The sequence below is a fragment of the Amycolatopsis sp. NPDC049252 genome (assembly GCF_043197175.1).
Classification (GTDB): domain Bacteria; phylum Actinomycetota; class Actinomycetes; order Mycobacteriales; family Pseudonocardiaceae; genus Amycolatopsis.
In genome coordinates this window covers 38,623-54,845 of sequence record NZ_JBICSQ010000029.1, presented here as the reverse complement: position 1 = coordinate 54,845, position 16,223 = coordinate 38,623, and the positions used below count along the sequence as shown (strand labels likewise).

Annotated in this window: 14 protein-coding genes and 1 pseudogene; 5 read left to right on the top strand and 10 right to left on the bottom strand. The window is 72.7% G+C overall.

What is annotated here, in order from left to right:
* Positions 1–89 precede the first annotated feature (89 nt).
* From ACGFMK_RS26905 to ACGFMK_RS26885, 5 genes are all read right to left on the bottom strand, one after another.
* Positions 90–1,784 (bottom strand): fatty acyl-AMP ligase, encoded by a 1,695-nt coding sequence (locus ACGFMK_RS26905; RefSeq protein WP_392768592.1) that lies wholly within the window; start codon positions 1,782–1,784, stop codon positions 90–92.
* Between the two features lie 97 nt (positions 1,785–1,881).
* Complete coding sequence (locus tag ACGFMK_RS26900; protein ID WP_392768589.1) at positions 1,882–3,321, bottom strand: MFS transporter; 1,440 nt, start codon at positions 3,319–3,321, stop codon at positions 1,882–1,884.
* A complete protein-coding gene (locus ACGFMK_RS26895; RefSeq protein ID WP_392768586.1) occupies positions 3,318–4,274 on the bottom strand; it encodes a R2-like ligand-binding oxidase in 957 nt (318 codons plus the stop codon). The genes ACGFMK_RS26900 and ACGFMK_RS26895 overlap by 4 nt, the downstream gene beginning before the upstream one ends.
* Positions 4,271–5,851, bottom strand: coding sequence for a CocE/NonD family hydrolase (locus ACGFMK_RS26890; RefSeq protein ID WP_392768583.1), 1,581 nt, complete (start codon positions 5,849–5,851; stop codon positions 4,271–4,273). Before ACGFMK_RS26890 ends, ACGFMK_RS26895 begins: the two co-directional genes overlap by 4 nt.
* A 59-nt stretch (positions 5,852–5,910) precedes the next feature.
* On the bottom strand, positions 5,911–8,034 hold the full coding sequence (locus ACGFMK_RS26885; protein WP_392768580.1) for an MMPL family transporter: 2,124 nt from the start codon (positions 8,032–8,034) through the stop codon (positions 5,911–5,913).
* 386 nt (positions 8,035–8,420) lie between these two features.
* Here ACGFMK_RS26885 and ACGFMK_RS26880 point away from each other — a divergent pair, with 386 nt between their 5' ends.
* Genes ACGFMK_RS26880 through ACGFMK_RS26870 form a run of 3 tightly spaced genes read left to right on the top strand, consistent with a single transcriptional unit; the run spans position 8,421 to position 10,969 of the window.
* Positions 8,421–9,665, top strand: coding sequence for a helix-turn-helix domain-containing protein (locus ACGFMK_RS26880; RefSeq protein WP_392768680.1), 1,245 nt, complete (start codon positions 8,421–8,423; stop codon positions 9,663–9,665).
* 51 nt (positions 9,666–9,716) lie between these two features.
* Positions 9,717–10,514, top strand: a complete 798-nt coding sequence (locus tag ACGFMK_RS26875) for a thymidylate synthase (protein ID WP_392768577.1) — start codon at positions 9,717–9,719, stop codon at positions 10,512–10,514.
* Positions 10,511–10,969 (top strand): dihydrofolate reductase, encoded by a 459-nt coding sequence (locus ACGFMK_RS26870; RefSeq protein ID WP_392768574.1) that lies wholly within the window; start codon positions 10,511–10,513, stop codon positions 10,967–10,969. Before ACGFMK_RS26875 ends, ACGFMK_RS26870 begins: the two co-directional genes overlap by 4 nt.
* Here ACGFMK_RS26870 and ACGFMK_RS26865 read toward each other — a convergent pair.
* Positions 10,966–11,595 carry a hypothetical protein gene (locus ACGFMK_RS26865; RefSeq protein ID WP_392768572.1) on the bottom strand — a complete coding sequence of 210 codons (630 nt, stop codon included), beginning with the start codon at positions 11,593–11,595 and terminating at the stop codon, positions 10,966–10,968. The two genes, ACGFMK_RS26870 and ACGFMK_RS26865, sit on opposite strands and share 4 nt — an antisense overlap.
* Positions 11,596–11,713: 118 nt before the next feature.
* A complete protein-coding gene (locus ACGFMK_RS26860) occupies positions 11,714–11,836 on the bottom strand; it encodes a hypothetical protein (protein ID WP_392768569.1) in 123 nt (40 codons plus the stop codon).
* Positions 11,837–11,899: 63 nt separating this feature from the next.
* Here ACGFMK_RS26860 and ACGFMK_RS26855 point away from each other — a divergent pair.
* A pseudogene (locus ACGFMK_RS26855) lies at positions 11,900–12,067 on the top strand (MFS transporter); the annotation flags it as partial.
* Positions 12,068–12,202: 135 nt separating this feature from the next.
* On the opposite strand, the gene ACGFMK_RS26850 reads toward ACGFMK_RS26855, so the two are convergent.
* Positions 12,203–12,397 (bottom strand): hypothetical protein, encoded by a 195-nt coding sequence (locus ACGFMK_RS26850; RefSeq protein WP_392768682.1) that lies wholly within the window; start codon positions 12,395–12,397, stop codon positions 12,203–12,205.
* Between the two features lie 267 nt (positions 12,398–12,664).
* Positions 12,665–13,114 (bottom strand): MarR family winged helix-turn-helix transcriptional regulator, encoded by a 450-nt coding sequence (locus tag ACGFMK_RS26845; protein WP_392768566.1) that lies wholly within the window; start codon positions 13,112–13,114, stop codon positions 12,665–12,667.
* 158 nt (positions 13,115–13,272) lie between these two features.
* Here ACGFMK_RS26845 and ACGFMK_RS26840 point away from each other — a divergent pair, with 158 nt between their 5' ends.
* Complete coding sequence (locus tag ACGFMK_RS26840) at positions 13,273–15,624, top strand: FUSC family protein (protein ID WP_392768563.1); 2,352 nt, start codon at positions 13,273–13,275, stop codon at positions 15,622–15,624.
* On the opposite strand, the gene ACGFMK_RS26835 is transcribed toward ACGFMK_RS26840, so the two are convergent.
* The gene (locus ACGFMK_RS26835) at positions 15,578–16,213 is read right to left on the bottom strand and encodes a TetR/AcrR family transcriptional regulator (RefSeq protein ID WP_392768560.1); all 636 of its coding nucleotides are present in this window, start codon (positions 16,211–16,213) and stop codon (positions 15,578–15,580) included. The two genes, ACGFMK_RS26840 and ACGFMK_RS26835, sit on opposite strands and share 47 nt — an antisense overlap.
* Between the last annotated feature and the right edge of the window lie 10 nt (positions 16,214–16,223).

Below are 16,223 nucleotides of genomic sequence, written 5' to 3'. Positions count from 1 at the left end.
GGTTCCCTCAACGGGCGGGGGGGCACCCCCCCCCCCGGTGGTGAGCTCGGCGACCCGCTCGACGAGCCACGCCCGGATGGCGTCCGGCGTCATCGCGGCCACCGTCCGTCCAGATAGGACTTCCGGCAGAGCGCCCGGCTGATCTTCCCGCTGGACGTGCGCGGCACCTCGCCGGGTGACAGGACGACGACGTCGTGCAACCGCAGGCCGTGTTCGGCGGACACCGCCGCGCGCAGCTCCCCCACGGGCACCTCGACGTCGGAGTCCTTCGCCTGTTCCAGCACGACGACCGCCACCTCACCCTCGTCGTGCGGGATCGCGAAGGCCGCGGCGGAGTGCAGCCGCACGGCGGGGTGGGCTTCGACGGTCTGCTCGATGTCCTGCGGGTAGTGGTTGCGGCCGTCGACGATCACCAGGTCCTTCAGGCGGCCGGTCATGTACAGCTCACCTTCGAACCAGACGCCGAGGTCGCCGGTGGCCAGCCAGCCGTTCCCGAACGTCGGCGCCTCGGGACGACCCCAGTAGCCCTGGCCGACGTTCGGCCCGCTCACCCGGATCTCGCCGACCTCGCCGTCCGCGACCGGTTCGCCGCCGGTGTCAACAATGCGGATCCGCTGGTCCACCGGCCGTCCACAGGAGACGAGCGTCGTGCCCGTGGCGGCCGGGACCGCGAACCCCTCGGCCAGGCGGTCACGGTCGAAGGTGACCTGACGCGACGGCTTGCCCGCGTCCGTCACCGAGACGAGCACGGTCGCCTCGGCCAGCCCGTAGGACGCCCGGTGGACCTCCGGCCGCAGCCCGCACTCACCGAACGCGGCCTGGAACTTCGCGATCGTCGCGGGCAGGACGGGCTCGCTGCCGTTGATCAGCGAGACGACCCGGCTCAGCTCGAGGTAGCTCTTCTCGTCGTCCGTCACGCGGGAAGCGCTGTAGGCGTAAGCGAAGTTGGGCGCCGCGCTGATGCCGCCGGGGCTGGCCGAGAGCGCCCTCAGCCACCGGCCGGGCCGCTCTAGGAAGGCGAGCGGGTCCATCAGCACCGAGGTCAGGCCGCCGAACATCGGCGCGCCGATGCCGAGGATCAGGCCCATATCGTGGAAGAGCGGCAGCCAGCTGATCGTCGACGTCGTACCGGACTCGGCGCCGTAGGCGGTGCAGCACTGCCGGGCGTTGGAGAGGACGTTGTGGTGGGTCAGCATGACCCCGGCCGGCGAGCGCGTGGAGCCGGACGTGTACTGCAGGTACGCCAGCTCGTCCGGCGCCGGGCGGTGCCACTCGGGCTCACCGGCGACCGGCGGCACGGTGTCGACGGCCACGAGGGCCGCGTCGACGTCGAGGGGGCCGAGGAAGGCCGTGACCTCGCCGGTCAGGTCGGCGGTGGTGAGTACGACCTGCGGCGCGCAGTCGGTGAGGGTCGCGGCGAGGCGGCCCGCGTGCCCGGGCAGGTTCGGGGCGAACAGCGGGACGGCGACCAGGCCGGCGCGGATGGCGCCGAGGAAGGCGACCACGTAGTCGGCGGACTGCGCGGCCAGGACCGCCGCCCGCTCCCCCGGTGCGGCGAGGGTGCCCAGGTGCGCGGCGACGGCGCTGACCCGGTCGTCCAGCTCGCGCCAGGTGAGGCTCACCGCGCGGCCGTCGGGGCTCGTGCGGTAGTCCAGGAAGGTCACGGCGACCTCGTCGCCCAGGCGCCGGGCCCAGCGGCCGAGCAGAGTCGCGAACGAAGCGCCGTCGAGTGCGTCACCGTCGGACGCGGGCAGCGCGAAAGCCGTCCCGGAAATGGTTTCCATAGCCCCTCGCCAATAGCGTCGGAGTAATTCAAGGCGGAGCGCGTTAAGCGCCGATCCTCACCTTCGAAGAAACTGTATTTCGGCCGAACTCGGGGTGTCAATCACGGGGAACGGGGTACTCATCGGGAAACGGAGAACCCACGGCCGTGATTGTCACCGCGGGAAGGATTTTCCGCGCCCGGAACACCGTCAGGGCCACCACCGCCCCGACGAGTTCAAGCCCGGCCGCGACCAGCAGCCCGGCCGTGTAACCCCCGGCCAGCGCGGGGCCGGCGGCGACGCCCGCGTCGAGCCGGGCGGCGCGCACGGCCGTCAGCACCGCGCCGACGAGCGCGACCCCGAGAGCGCTGGACAGCTCCCGAGACGCCGTGAGCAGGCCGGACGCGGTCCCGGCGTGCCGCTCGGCCACGACTTCGAGCGCATGCGAGGTCAACGGCGTGGTCAGCGCCGAACCGGCGCCGATCAGCACCAGCCCGGGCGTCCGCGGCAGCACCTCCGGGAGGTGGTTGACCAGCGCGACGGCGAGCAGCCCGAGGGCCACGACGACGAGCCCGGCCCCGACCGTCCGATGCGGACCGAACCGGGTCACCGCCCACGGCACCAAGGGTGTCGCGGCCATGATCGCGACGGCCACGAGCACCAGCGGGAGCCCGGCCCGGACCGGGCTGAGCCCGAGGGATTCCTGGTGCAGCAACGGGGTGAAGAAGAACACTCCCGAGACACCGAGGCCCCACAGCAACTGCACGGCGAGCGCGCCGACGAACACCCGCTGCCCGGTCAGGTCCGGCGCGACCAGGCGTTCGCGGGCCCGCCGCTCCCGGACGGCGAACCACGCCAGGAACCCGAGCCCGCCCACGGCCAGCACCGACGGGACGACGTCGCCGGTGCGCGTGTCGTCGCCGAACTCGACCAGCGCGACGGTGAGCAGCACGAGCCCGGCCGTCACCAGCGTCATCGACGCGATCGCCGGACGGCCGCCGCCCGGGTCGCGACGCCCCCCGGCCGTCACCGGCAGCAGGGCCAGCATCACGGCTACGAACGGCAGGTTGACGAAGAAGATCCAGCCCCAGCCGAGGTATTCGCTGAGCAGGCCGCCCAGCGTCGGGCCGAGCGCCAGCGCGATGGCCAGGCTCGCCGTCCAGATCGTGGCGCCGACGGCCCGCCCGCGCGCGTCCAGGTTGGTCCGGAGCAGGCTCAGCAGGCCGGGCACCAGGAACGCGGCCGCCAGGCCCTGCAGCACCCGCGCGCTGACCAGCACCCACGCGGACCCGGCCAGGCCGCCGATCGCCGCGCCGAGCCCGAACGCGAGCAGCCCGGCCGACAACGTCCGGCGCTGGCCCCAGCGGTCGACGAGCGTGCCCGCGACCAGCAGCAGGCTCGCGAACGGGAGCATGTACCCGATGCTGACCCACTGCAGCGCCGAGAGGTCCAGCGAGAGTTCCCGGGCGATGGACGGCACTCCCGCCGCGACGATGTTGTTGTCCAGGGTGGTGACGAACGCGCCCAGCGCGACCACGACCAGCGTCGGCGCCTTCATGACTCGACCGAGATGTCCACAGTGTCTTCTTCGAGGAAGTCCTCCTCGAGGCGTTCCGGGCTGTAGTCGAGGTCGATGGACGCGACCGGCATCCCGCGGGCCGCTTCGATCGCGCGCAGGCGGCGCATCGCGTGGTCGGCGGCGTACTCCATGACGCCGTCCAGCCGCAGGTCGAACGGGTCGCCGTCGAGCCGGGCGGTGGTCCACTCGATCTGCGCGATGGCGTGCGGCAGCAGGGCCTGCATCTCGTCCTGCACGATCTGCCAGTTGCGGTCGTCGGCCGCGACGTGGCGGCGGCAGGTGAACGTGCCCCAGGCCATGTGGCGGCGTTCGTCGTCACCGATGCGGCGGATCAGCTCCTGCATGCCGGGCAGGATCCCGTGCGCCCGGCAGGCCCGGTTCCACACGAAGTACCCGGTCAGCGCGAGCACACCCTCGACGACGTGGTTGTAGACGACGGACGCGCGGATCTGGTTGGCGGGACTGGGATCCTCCCGCAGCCGGCCGAGGGCGGTGGGCAGCGCGTCGTAGAAGATCGCGCGGTAACCCGGGTTGTCCTCGACGTGCTCGTGCAGGTTGCCGGTGACGCCCACGGCGTCGAGCCAGAGCCGGAACACCTGCGTGTGCTTGGCTTCCTCGAAGCAGAACTGCGTCAGGTACATCTCGTCGGCGAAGCGGCCCTCGGCGCCCATCGCGGCGAGGAACGGCTGGATGTCGTGGGTGACGGCCTCCTCGCCGCCGGCGAACTGCGCGCACAGCATGGTCGCGGCGAAGCGCTGCCGGTCCGACAGCGCGGCCCAGTCCACGGCGTCCTGGGTGAAGTCCAGGTCGGCCGGGTTCCAGAACTTCGCGTTGCCCTTGGCGAACAGCCGCAGCGGCAGGACGTCCCAGTTGAGCCCGCCCGCGCGCAGCGCGGTGAACTCCTCGCGGGTGCCGGGCACGGTTCCGGTCACGGCGTCACTCCGCTCTTCCGCACGGGCACGTCCAGCCACGACGGATCGGCCGCCGTCGAGACGAAGCCGAGCCGGCCGTCGCCGGTGTTCCAGTCCAGGAACAGCGGATCCTTCGAGTCGACGACCAGGGCGAGGTGGTGCCCGGCGGCGACGGTGTAGGCGGTCGGCGAGAAATCCAGGTCGACCGGCTGCGGCTGCCCCGGCGTCGCGTGTTTCCAGCTGTAGGGCAGGTAGTTGACGAGGCTGCCGGTGCCGAGCGCGTCGACGTCGTAGACGTAGGCGACGACCGTCCCGGCGGCCGCGGGCGGCACCACGGTGAGGTGCGCGCGCAGCGACCCGCGCAGCGGGGTGGCCGCCTTGACCGGCGGCTGGGTCCAGACCGCGCCGCTACCCCGGTCCACCTGCCACAGGAACGCCGTCGGCGGGTTCCCGCTCAGCGCCTCGAGACTGTAGGTGGCCAGCGGGATGCCGCCGTTCGCGACGGTGTCGCGGTTCGCCGCGATGCTGCCGGTCCAAGCGGCGGGCGTGGCCTGCAGCGTGTCGCGGCCGAGGTAGGAGCGCGTCGGCGGGGCGACGAAGGACGGCCAATCCGGCTGGTACTCCGGGCGCTGGGTGCCGGGCCGGGCCCGGGTGACGACCGGCGGCTCGGTCTCGATCGACGTGTCGGTGCCGGCGACGTGGGCGTCGAACCAGCGGTAGACCGACGTCCAGGTGTCGCTGGGCAGGCCCAGCAGGCCGCCGGACTCGGACGCGGCGTGGTCGCCCGGCACGAACTCGGCCCGCTTCGGACCGGCGAGTCCTTGATAGAAGTCGGCCAGCTGGCCGGGCTGGAAGACCGTCTCGCTCCAGGTCTGGACGGCCAGCACGGCCGGGTGGTTCGCGTTGATCCGGTCCAGGTAGGACGACGGTGAGCGCGGCCGGGACCAGTCGATCACGGCCTGGGAATCGGCGTCGGAGATCGCCGGTTCGAGGAACTTGTTCAGCATCGTGTCGGTCTCGGGGCTGAGAGTGCCGTTGGCCTTGCCCGACAGGTAGAGCACGAGCCCGGCGAGGCCGTGGCGGGTGTCGTTCTGGGTCAGCGAGGCGACCAGGTCCGCCCAGCCGCTGAGCGAGGCGACGGCCTTGATCCGCGCGTCGAACCCGGCCGCGATCAGGCCGATCCCGGCGCCGTAGGACACCCCGCCGACGCCGATCCGGGCCGGGTCGGCGGCCGTGTGGGCCAGCGTCCAGTCGATGACCGTGGAGACGTCGGTGATGTCGTCGGGCCCGGCCACCTCGACCGCTCCCCCGGATTCGCCGAACCCGCGCGCGCCGTAGGAGATCACCACGTAACCGCGGTTCGCCAGGTCCCGGGCCGGGACGAGGTTCTGCGTGCGGCCACCGCCCCAGGCGCCGATCAGGACGGCGAGCGGGTGCGGACCGGGGGACGACGGCTGCATCACCATGGCGCCGAGCGTGATGCCCCCGGCCGCGGGCACGTCGGCGAAAGTGGTGGCGAATCCCTCGCTCGCCGCGACGCCCGGGAAAAGCGCGGTGGTCACGGCGATGACCGTGGCGGCCGCACCGGCGCGAATCATTTCGGCGGTCTCCTTTCACCGGGGTGGTTTCCGGAAAACAACCACGCCGTGGAATCGGATCAATGGTCGCTCGAGGTCAGGACTTCGCGCTTGTCATCCGGCGCCGGAATTGTGCGGGAACGGTGCTCACGCGGACGCAACCGCCGTGGGAACCACCAGTTCGCCTCGCCGAGCCGGACCATCACGGCCGGCACGAGCAGGCAGCGGATCAGCACGGCGTCCAGCAGCACGGCGGCCGTCAGCCCGACGCCGGCTTCCCGCACCACCCGCGCGTCCACGAACGCGAACGAGACGAACACCAGCGCCATGATCAGCGCGGCCGCGGTGATGGTCCGCCCGGTCGAAACGAGCCCTTCGACGATCGCGCCGCGGGTGTCCGCCCCGCGACGCCACTCCTCCTGGATCCGCGCGATGAGGAAGACCTCGTAGTCCATCGACAGCCCGAACAGGCCCGCGAACAGGAACACCGGCAGGTACGGCTCGACGGGCGCGCCGAACACCCAGACCACCACGCCGGTGGTCGCGGCGGCGGTGAGCAGGTTCATCACCGCCGCGGTCAGCGGGATCGGGACGCTGCGGAACACCCAGGCGAGCACCAGCACCGAGATGCCGACGACGCTGAGCAGGAACAGCGGCAGCCGCCCGGTGATCGCGGCGGAGAAGTCGGCCTGGGTGGCCACGACGCCGCCGAGGTGGACGTCCGGCCCGGCGACCGCGCGCAGCCAGCCGAGCAGGCCGGCGGTGGCGGGGTCGTCCGGCGCGGTCCGCGGCACCACCGTCAGCACCGCGACGGGCCCGGGCAGGTAGCCCGGCGGGCCGACGTCGGCCCGGGTGAGCACGGTCTGGCGCAGCGTCTCCGCCGAGGCGCGGTCGAGGCGGCCGACCAGGAGGATCGGGCCGTTCGCGCCCGGCCCGAAGCCGTCTTCGAGCAGTTCCGCGGCGACCTTCGTGACGCTGCCCGGCGGGTCCAGCTCCGCGCCCGGCACGCCGAGCCGCAGGCCGGCCATCGGCAGCGAGAGCACGGCGACGACCAGGACGGCGGCGGCCGCGTAGGGCGCCGGCCGGGCGGTCACCGACGTCGCCAGCCGGGTCCAGAGCCCGCCGCGACGGGCCGGGCGGACGCGCATCCGCAGGCCGGCCATCGGCAGCGAGAGCACGGCGACGACCAGGACGGCGGCGGCCGCGTAGGGCGCCGGCCGGGCGGTCACCGACGTCGCCAGCCGGGTCCAGAGCCCGCCGGGACGGATCGGGCGGACGCGCATCCGCCGGCCGAGCAGCCGCAGCAACGCCGGGAGCAACGTCAGAGCGGCGAACATCGTCAGGAGCACGGAAACCGCGGCGGCGACGGCGATCCCGTCGAGGAACGCCATCCCGACGGTGAGCATGCCGAACAGCGACACGCACACGGTCACCCCGGCGAAGACCACGCTCCGGCACGACGTCCTCGCCGCGGCCGCGAGCGCCTGTTCGGCGGCCAGGCCGTCCTGGATCCCCTGCCGGTAACGGGTGAGGACGAACAGCGCGTAGTCCACGCCGACGCCGAGCCCGAGCAGGGCGGCGATCTCGGTGCTGATCTTCGGGACGGTCATGACGTGCGACAGCAGCGCGACCACGGCGAGGGCGCAGCCCACCGACGCCGACGCCGTGAGGACCGGGAGCAGCACGCAGGTCAGCGAGCCGAACGCCACCAGCAGCACGACCGCGGCGGCCACCAGCCCGATCCCGGCGTTGCCGAGATTCGGCGCGGCCGCGGTCATCGCGGCGAGCGGCCCGGACGCCCCGGCCGTCACGCCCGCGTCGCGCACGACACCGGCGAACTCGTCGGCCACCGCCTGGCCCAGCGCGTCGGCCTCGGCGTCGAACCGGACGTCCAGCACGGTCACGCGGTGGCCGTCCGACACCGGCCCCGGATCGACCGAGACGACGTGCGGCACGGTCCGCAGCCGGCTCGCGAGCGCGTCGACCCGGGTGTGGTCGGCCGACCGGACGACGACGCGCTCCTGATCCCCGGCCCCGCGCAGCAGCTCCGCCGCCACCGAGCTGTCCGCCGCGGGCAGGGCGACCGTGTCGCGGTAGGCGACCCCGGTGTGCACCGCGCCGAAGACGAGCACGCCGAGCGCGGCCAGCCACAGGGCGACGACCCACGGGGCCCGCCGGAAGCACCACGCCACGAGCGCCGCCATCCTGTCCTCCCCGGTCGTGAGCAGCGGAAACAGGCTGATCACGCTAACAACCGGGGCGCGGGCGAAGATACCGTCCGAGCTCACAAATCGGCCCGGGAAACCCCGTCCGGACGTGAGTGTTGCCCCGCCCGGGGACTTTGTCGGATGGTGACAAGTTCTCCGCTCCGGGTCTTCGCGATACGACAGGGCCTCACCCGCGCACAAGATCAACGGTTGCCAAATCGGACCGCGTGTGAGTACATGGCGTGCGCGTCTGGTGCCGGAGCGTCAGGCGCCACGTGAGCACGCGGTGTGTCACGCGGACTTCACCGGAGAAGTCGCCGCCGTCGTGCGGCAAGGGGTGACCAGTGACGCGGACGACCGGAGAGCGGACGGTTTCGCACGGCGTGGAGCACCTGGTCCCGCAACCGCGCAACGCCGGCCAGGCCCGGCGGCTCTGGGGCTCCCTGCCGCCCGAGATCGCACGGCGGTTCCGGCCGCACGCCGACCCGGTCGCGCGGCGGATCCTCGAGGAGATCCAGCGGGCCGTGCCCGAGTACGCCAAGCCCCTCGAAGGCGAGTTCGGCAAGGTGATCGTGCTCGCGATCGAGCGGGCGGTCGTCAGCTGCATCGACACCGTCGAAGAGCGGGAGTCCACACAGGACGACTGGCCGAAGCTGTTCGTCGAGGTCGGCAAGCGGGTGTACCACGACGGCGGGAGCCTGAACTCGCTGCAGGCCGCCTACCGGGCGGGCGGGCGCGCCGCGTGGCGCTACGTCTCGCAGTTCGGTCAGGTCCACCGGCTCCCGGCGGCGTTCCTCTGCGTCGGCGCGGAGGCCATCTTCGCTTACGTTGACGAGATTTCGTCCTATTCGGTGCAGGGCTACACCCTCGCGCAGGCGCGGGCGACGGGCACGCTCGAACGACGGCGCAGACGGCTGCTCGAACTGCTCCTGGCCACCCCGGCGTCCGCACCGGCCACGGTGGCGACGACGGCGAAGGCCGCGAAGTGGGAGATCCCGGAGTGGGTCACCGTCGTCGTGCTCGAACCCCGTGACGAGCAGCACCCGCCGGCCGCGCCCCGGCTGCCCGACGACGTGCTGCTCGACCTCGAAGGCAGCGAGCCCTGCCTGCTGACCCCGGACCCGGACCGCGACCTGCCCGCGCTCGAAGGACGGCTGCCGGGCTGGCGGGCCGCGGTCGGCCCGCGTGTCCGGCCGGCCGAAGCGGCGACCTCCCGGCACTGGGCCCGCAGCACCCTGGACCTCGTCCGGCGCGGCCTCGTCGAGGACCGGGCGGTGACCCGCACCGCGGACCACCTCTCGACGCTCTGGCTGCTGCAGGACCGGTTCCTGCTCGACCGGCTGTCCGACAAGGTGCTCGCGCCGTTCGCGTCCCTCACGGTCAAGCAGCAGATCAGGTTGGCCGAAACGCTGCTGAGCTGGCTGGAGCACAACGGGAACACCCCGGACATCGCCCAGGCGCTCGGTATCCACCCGCAGACGGTGCGCTACCGCGTCGGACAGCTGACCGGCCTGTTCGGCGACCGCCTCGCGGACCCGCTGCAGCGGCTGGAGATGCAGATGGCGCTGCGCGCCCACCAGCTCCTCGGCACCCGCCCGCCGGAGGAGTCCCCCGACGACGAACCGTGATCGGCCCGGCCCTTGCGCCATTCGGCGCAGCCGCTCGTTACGCTCCAGGGCATGCCTGACACGCAGTACGAAGACCTGCTCCGCCACGTGCTCGCCACCGGCGCCCGCAAAGCGGACCGCACCGGCACCGGCACGCGGTCGATCTTCGGCCACCAGCTGCGCTACCGGCTGTCCGACGGCTTCCCGCTGATCACCACGAAAAAGGTCCACTTCCGCTCGATCGCCTACGAGCTGCTCTGGTTCCTGCGCGGCGACTCGAACGTCACGTGGCTGCAGGAGAACGGCGTCACGATCTGGGACGAGTGGGCCGCGCCGGACGGCGAGCTCGGCCCGGTCTACGGCGTCCAGTGGCGGTCGTGGCCGACCCCGGACGGCGGGCACGTCGACCAGATCGCCGAGGTGCTGCGCACGCTGCGCGAGAACCCCGACTCGCGGCGGATCATCGTGTCCGCGTGGAACGTCGGCGACATCCCGCGGATGGCGCTGCCGCCGTGCCACGCGTTCTTCCAGTTCTACGTCGCCGACGGCGAGCTCTCCTGCCAGCTCTACCAGCGCAGCGCGGACCTGTTCCTCGGCGTGCCGTTCAACATCGCGAGCTACGCGCTGCTGACGCACATGATCGCCGAGCAGGCCGGCCTCGGCGTCGGTGACTTCGTCTGGACGGGCGGCGACTGCCACGTCTACGACAACCACGTCGAGCAGGTCCGGACCCAGCTCGCCCGCGACGCGCGGCCGTTCCCCAGGCTGAGCCTGCGGCCGGCGGGCAGCCTGTTCGACTACACCTACGACGACATCACCGTCGAAGGCTACGACCCGCACCCGGGCATCAAGGCGCCGGTGGCGGTGTGATCGGGCTCGTCTGGGCCCAGTCGGCCGGGGGCGTCATCGGCCGCGACGGCACGCTCCCCTGGCACCTGCCGGAGGACCTGAAGCACTTCCGCACCCTGACCGCGGGCGCGACCGTCCTCATGGGACGCCGGACGTGGGAGTCGCTGCCGCCGCGGTTCCGGCCGCTGCCGGGCCGGCGCAACCTCGTGCTGTCGGGCACGCCGCAGGACGGCGCCGAGACGTTCCCCGGCCTGGAGCAGGCCCTGGCCGCGGCGGCCGGGGACGTCTGGGTGATCGGCGGCGCGGCGGTGTACCGGGCGGCGTTGCCGTTCGCGGACCGGATCGTCGTCACCGAGCTGCAGGAGTCCTTCGACGGCGACACCTTCGCACCGGACGTGGGCCGCCCGCCGGACGCCACCGGGGCGTGGCTGGCGTCCTCGACCGGGCTGCACTACCGATTCCTGACCTGGGGCTAGCGGGGCCGGCCCGCGTCGCCGCTCGCGCACCAGAGCGCGGTCGGCTTGAGGAGCGCGAGGGTCAGTGTCGCCCCGGCCGGCAGGAGCACCAGCAGCAGGCCGACGATCGCGCCGCCGAGGTACACGCCACCGACGCCGCTGCCCAGGTGCCAGAGGCCGGCCGCGTTGAGCACCACCGACAGGACGGTCACCAGGATGGCGAGCCCGCTGCCGGCGATGGTGAGCACGCGCCCCGCCGGCTTGCGCAGGAACAGCAGGATGCCGCCCGGCAGCAGCGTCCCGACGAGCAGCACGACCTCGACCAGGTCGAGGAGGTTCTGCCAGTACAAGCCGGGGATGTTCACCAGCACCGCGATGCTGCCGATCAGGGCGAGCAGGTAGAACAGCCCGCCCAGCACCGCGAGCACGCCCGCGGTGATCGCGGTGGCCCCGCTCGGCTTCGGCGGCTGCATCCCGTACCCCGGCGCCGGGTAGGGCGCCTGCGGGTAGGGCTGGCCGGGGTACGGCTGCGCCGGGAAGCCACCCGACGGCGCCGGGTACGGCTGCTGCCCCGGATAAGGCTGCTGCCCCGGGTAGGGCTGCTGGCCCGGGTACGGTGGCTGGCCGGGATTCGGCGGGTACGTCATGGCGACCTCGGATTCGACGGGTTTCGACGGACCGCCCCCCAACGGTGCGCCACCTCCCGTCGGCGGCTACGGCCGAGGTCAAGCCTCTCATGCGCGCTCCGGCCGCCGAAGCCGGTCGTCAGCCGGGGAGCTGCCGGCTGGAGACGTACCGCTCCCGGAACCGGAGGTTCTCGGCCGGCCAGCGGGTCAAAGCCGGGTGGGCCTTCGGGCAGAAGCCGCGGTCGTACGCGGCCGGGGTCACTCGCCAGCTGACTGGTCAGCAGGTCTTCGGCTGCCCATCGGGTCGTGCAGGACGTAGGTGTGCTTCCTGCTCTTCGGCATCCGGTCCGTGCCGCTGCCGGTCGTCGTGCTCGCGTTCGGCCTCGGCCTGATGTCCGGACCGCAGGCCGCGGCCTAGGGCGAGCTGTTCCCGGCCACGATCCGCTACAGCGGCGTGTCGTTCGCCTACGCCTTCGGGGCGGTGCTCGGCGGCAACGCGCTGGTCACCGATGAAGGCCATCCGCCCGTGGCGACACCGGGCTCCCGGCGCGAACCGGAAATCGAACCGATCCAATTCCCGCCCATTCCTGGACCTTTTCCAGACTTCTCGAGAGCCGGTTTCCGCACGTCACCGGGGGTCGAGTTCGTCCGCCAGCGTCGCGTCGACCTTCGCCGCGGCCCGGCGCAGCGCGCGGCGCGCCACGGCGAACAGGGCCAGCGCGGCCACGGTGCCGACCATCGCCCAGGTGCTGCCGCCGTCGTCGGCGGGGACCACCGCGCAGGTGACCAAAGCCAGCAGCAGCCAGCGGTTCCGGTCGTCCACCCGGATCCGGGGGCGGCGGGCAGCGCGACCTCGCGCGATCGGGAACGCATGGTCAGGAACACCCATCAGCGTCGGCCTCCCGTCGATGATCCGCCTCGACACGAGGTCACGGATCGCAGCTATCTGACTTCCGAACAGTCGATCTACACACCATGAGAGTTACAAATTTTGGCCGCAATAACTCAAAGCAATCAGTGATCCACCCGAAAGAGTGACGCTTCGACGTATTCGACGCTTATTCTCCGCAAGTCAAAAACGGATTCACATTCAGTCGGTCAGCACACTCACGTCGTAGTGACGGGCGACCGCCCGGTTGTAGCGGGCGAACGACTCCCCGATCACCCGCAGGTCCTCCTCCGGCACGCCCGCGAACATGGCGGCCAGGTTGTCCCGGCGGCGGTCGTGGACCCGGCGGGCGCGCACGCGGCCCTCCTCCGTCGCCACGACGATGCTCCGGCGGCGGTCGTCGGTCGCCGGGGTCCGCTCGACCAGGCCGGCGAGCGTCATCGCCGACACCTGACGGCCCACCGTGGACGGGTCCAGGCCGAGCTTCGTCGCCAGAGTGGTGATGTCCGCCGGCCCCGTCACCTCCAGGGTGCGCAGCAGCAGGTACCCGGCGCGATCGACCTCGTCGTAGATGTCGGTCCGGCGGCTGAGCAGCTCGAAGTTGCGCACCATGACCGCGGTGTGCGCCTCGATGAGGTCGAGCGCGTCCATCCGCAGAACCTACCTTCCGGCCGATTGCCCGGCCGCCCGGCATATCGGTACCATACCGGTAATTATCGGCATGATACCGATATCGGCGACCGGGGGTAGGGGAAATCACTCGGATGGGACGCGCGTCGGCGGCGGTGCACCGGATCAGGGACAGGGCGATGGGCTCCGACCCGGGGATGACCCGGCTGCAGAGCGCCGTTTCGGCGGCTGTCGCGATGACGACCGGGCTGGCCGTCGAGTACCTCTTCGCGACGCTGACCGGGGCCGGGCCCCAGGCCACGCTGGTCGCGGTGCTGCTCGGCGCGATCACCGCGATGATGGGCTCGATGGCGCTCACCGGCGGCGGCGCGTGGCCCAAGGTCCGCACCGCCGCGCTGTTCCCCGTCGCGATGGGGCTCGGGATGGCGCTCGGCATCGCGGTCGCGCCGCACACCGACCTGATGCTCGGCGTGTTCGTCGTCGTGATGTTCACCGCCGTGTTCGTCCGGCGCTTCGGCATCCCGTTCTTCTTCTACGGCTTCATGGTCTGGATGGGCTACTTCTTCGCCGCGTTCCTGCACGCGACGCTCCAAGTGCTGCCCGCCATGCTGCTCGCCGTGGTGATCGCGAGCGCCTGGGTGCTGGTGCTGTGCCTGACCGTCCTGCGCGGCAACCCCGGCCGGACGCTCGCCCGCACGCGCCGCGCGTTCGGCGCCCGGGCCCGCGCGGTCGTCCGGCTCTGCGCGACCCTGCTCGCGGACGGCCCGAGCGAGCAGCTCACCCGGCGGATCCACGCGGCGCAGGCCCGGCTCGCCGAGTCCGCGCTGATGGTCGAGGCGTGGTCGGCCGAGGTCACGGTGCTCCCGGGCGGCGTCTCGGCGGCGGCCGTCCGCCGCACGACGATGGACGCGCAGCTGGCGATCGACCTGCTCGTCACCGCCTGCGCGCAGCTCGGCTCCGAGCCGGAGCCGGCCGGCCGCGCGGCGAGCGTGCTCGACCTGTTCGCCCGGCACGACTACGACGCGGCCGGGCAGGCGGCCCAGACGCTCCTCGCGCGGGCGGGCACCGCCCCCGTGCGGCTGGTGGCCGTGGCCGTCACCGACTACCTCGGCGTCGTCCGCCGCGCGGATCGTGACGGCCTCGCCGACACCGGCGAGTTCGAGCCCGCGGTGACGATCGCGATGGGCGCGCTGCCCGGCTCCGCCGCCGCGGCCGGCGACGTCGAACCCCGCGGCCGCGCGTGGAACCCGTTGCGGCGCCTCGACTTCACCACCCGTCAGGCCGTGCAGGTGGCCGTGGCGGGCGGGCTCGCGATCGTGCTCGGGCGGCTGCTGTCCGAGCAGCGCTACTACTGGGCGGTGATCGCCGCGTTCGTCGCGTTCACCGGCACCGCGACCCGCTCGGAGGTGTTCCTCAAGTCGGTCAACCGCGTCGTGGGCACCCTGGTCGGGCTGGGCGCGGGCATCGGGCTCGCGCACCTGACGGCCGGGCACCCGGCGGCGGTCGTCGCGGTGATCATCGGCAGCATGTTCTGTGGCTTCTACCTGCAACGGCTGTCGTACGCCTACATGATCTTCTTCGTCACGATCATGGTGAGCCAGCTCTACAGCGTGCTCAACGAGTTCTCCGCCGGCCTGCTCGTCCTGCGGCTGGAGGAGACGGCGATCGGTGCGGCCGTCGGCGTCGGCGTCGGCCTGGTGCTGACGCCGCTGAGCACCCGCGACACCGTCCGCACCACCGAACGCGCCCTCGCCCGCACCCTGGGCGAGCTGCTGAACGCCACGGCGGACCGGTTCGAAGGTCACGCCGGAACCGCCGACCTGGACGCCAAGGTCCGGGTCCTGGACAACGACCTCCGCCAGCTGCGGCTGGTGGCCGCGCCGCTCGTGGCCGCGGTGCCGTGGGGCGGCGGTTCCCGCACCACCCGCCACCGGCTGATGCTGGCCGCCACGCTGGTGCAGCACACCCACCGGCTGGTCGCCGTCCTGCGCCGCGGCCGCGCGAACGACCGGTCCCTGGCCGGGCCCGCCCGCGCGCTGGCCGACGTCGCGGCCGACGTCGCCGACCCCGGCGAAACGGACCTGGTCACCCTGCTGGGACTCGCGGAAACCGCCCTCACGCAGCAGTGCTCCCCCGCGGACGAGCCCGTCCTGATCGAGCTGATCCACCTGCGCCGGCTGCTGCACGAGATCGCCACCGGCGACGAGCCGGGCCTGCTCGCCGAGCCGGCGCCGCTGTGCGTCACCGAGATCCGCGGCCACGTCCACGGTGCGACCGGGTCACCGCTGTCCGGGGCCACCCTGACCCTGGTCGACGCGCACGGCCACCAGACCGCGCGGGCGACGTCGGCGACCGACGGCGCCTTCACGCTGCAGGCCCCGCGGGCGGGCTCCTACGTCCTGATCACGGCGGCGGACCGGCACGGGCCGTCGGCTTCGACGGTCCTGGCGCACCGCGGGCGCGGTGTGGTGCAGGACATCTGGCTCACGGCGCGCCGGCAGTGCCACCGCCCGGACGTCCGGCTCCGCTGAGTGCCGGGCCGATCCAGCGGCGGACGAGCGCCCGCAGGCCGTCGTCGCCGAGCTCCGGTGTCGTGGGGTACTGCAGGAAGGACATGAAGAGCCGCATCAGGATCTCGGCGAGCCCCTCGAGGTCCTCGTCGGTGGTGACGCCGGCGGCGGCCCAGTCGACCGGCACGTTGGCCAGGATCCGCGCGCCGAACGAGAAGGCCAGCGGCGAGATCACGCCGTCGGTGAAGAAGTCCGCCTCGCCCGCCTGCAGGAGCAGGCCGAGGTAGGGCTCGCCCGGGACGGTCCGGACGGCGAACACGACGGACTCCACCGCGGCTTCGGCGGCGCTGCCGAACGAGGCGAGGTGACGTTCCATCCGCCGGGCGAACTCCTCGACGCCGGCCAGGCCGACCGCGCGCAGGATGTCCTTCAGCCCCGGGAAATAGCGGTAGACGGTCTGCCGGGTCACCCCGGCCTCGGCGGCGACGTCGGAGAGGCTGGTCTTGGCGAGCCCGGCGCGGTCGAGGCACGCGGTCGCCGCCTCGACGATCCGGCGGCGTGCCTCGTCCTCGGTACCGGGCGGGTTGCCCCGCCAGCCGTGAAACCCCATGCGGCCCATC

Excerpts from the sequence above, each read along its gene's own strand:
- ACGFMK_RS26905 (WP_392768592.1), bottom strand. The coding sequence starts at position 1,784 with ATGGAAACCATTTCCGGGACGGCTTTCGCGCTGCCCGCGTCCGACGGT.
- ACGFMK_RS26900 (WP_392768589.1), bottom strand. The coding sequence starts at position 3,321 with ATGAAGGCGCCGACGCTGGTCGTGGTCGCGCTGGGCGCGTTCGTCACC.
- ACGFMK_RS26890 (WP_392768583.1), bottom strand. The coding sequence starts at position 5,851 with ATGATTCGCGCCGGTGCGGCCGCCACGGTCATCGCCGTGACCACCGCG.
- ACGFMK_RS26885 (WP_392768580.1), bottom strand. The coding sequence starts at position 8,034 with ATGGCGGCGCTCGTGGCGTGGTGCTTCCGGCGGGCCCCGTGGGTCGTC.
- ACGFMK_RS26875 (WP_392768577.1), top strand. The coding sequence starts at position 9,717 with ATGCCTGACACGCAGTACGAAGACCTGCTCCGCCACGTGCTCGCCACC.
- ACGFMK_RS26865 (WP_392768572.1), bottom strand. The coding sequence starts at position 11,595 with ATGACGTACCCGCCGAATCCCGGCCAGCCACCGTACCCGGGCCAGCAG.
- ACGFMK_RS26845 (WP_392768566.1), bottom strand. The coding sequence starts at position 13,114 with ATGGACGCGCTCGACCTCATCGAGGCGCACACCGCGGTCATGGTGCGC.
- ACGFMK_RS26840 (WP_392768563.1), top strand. The coding sequence starts at position 13,273 with ATGGGCTCCGACCCGGGGATGACCCGGCTGCAGAGCGCCGTTTCGGCG.
- ACGFMK_RS26835 (WP_392768560.1), bottom strand. The coding sequence starts at position 16,213 with ATGGGGTTTCACGGCTGGCGGGGCAACCCGCCCGGTACCGAGGACGAG.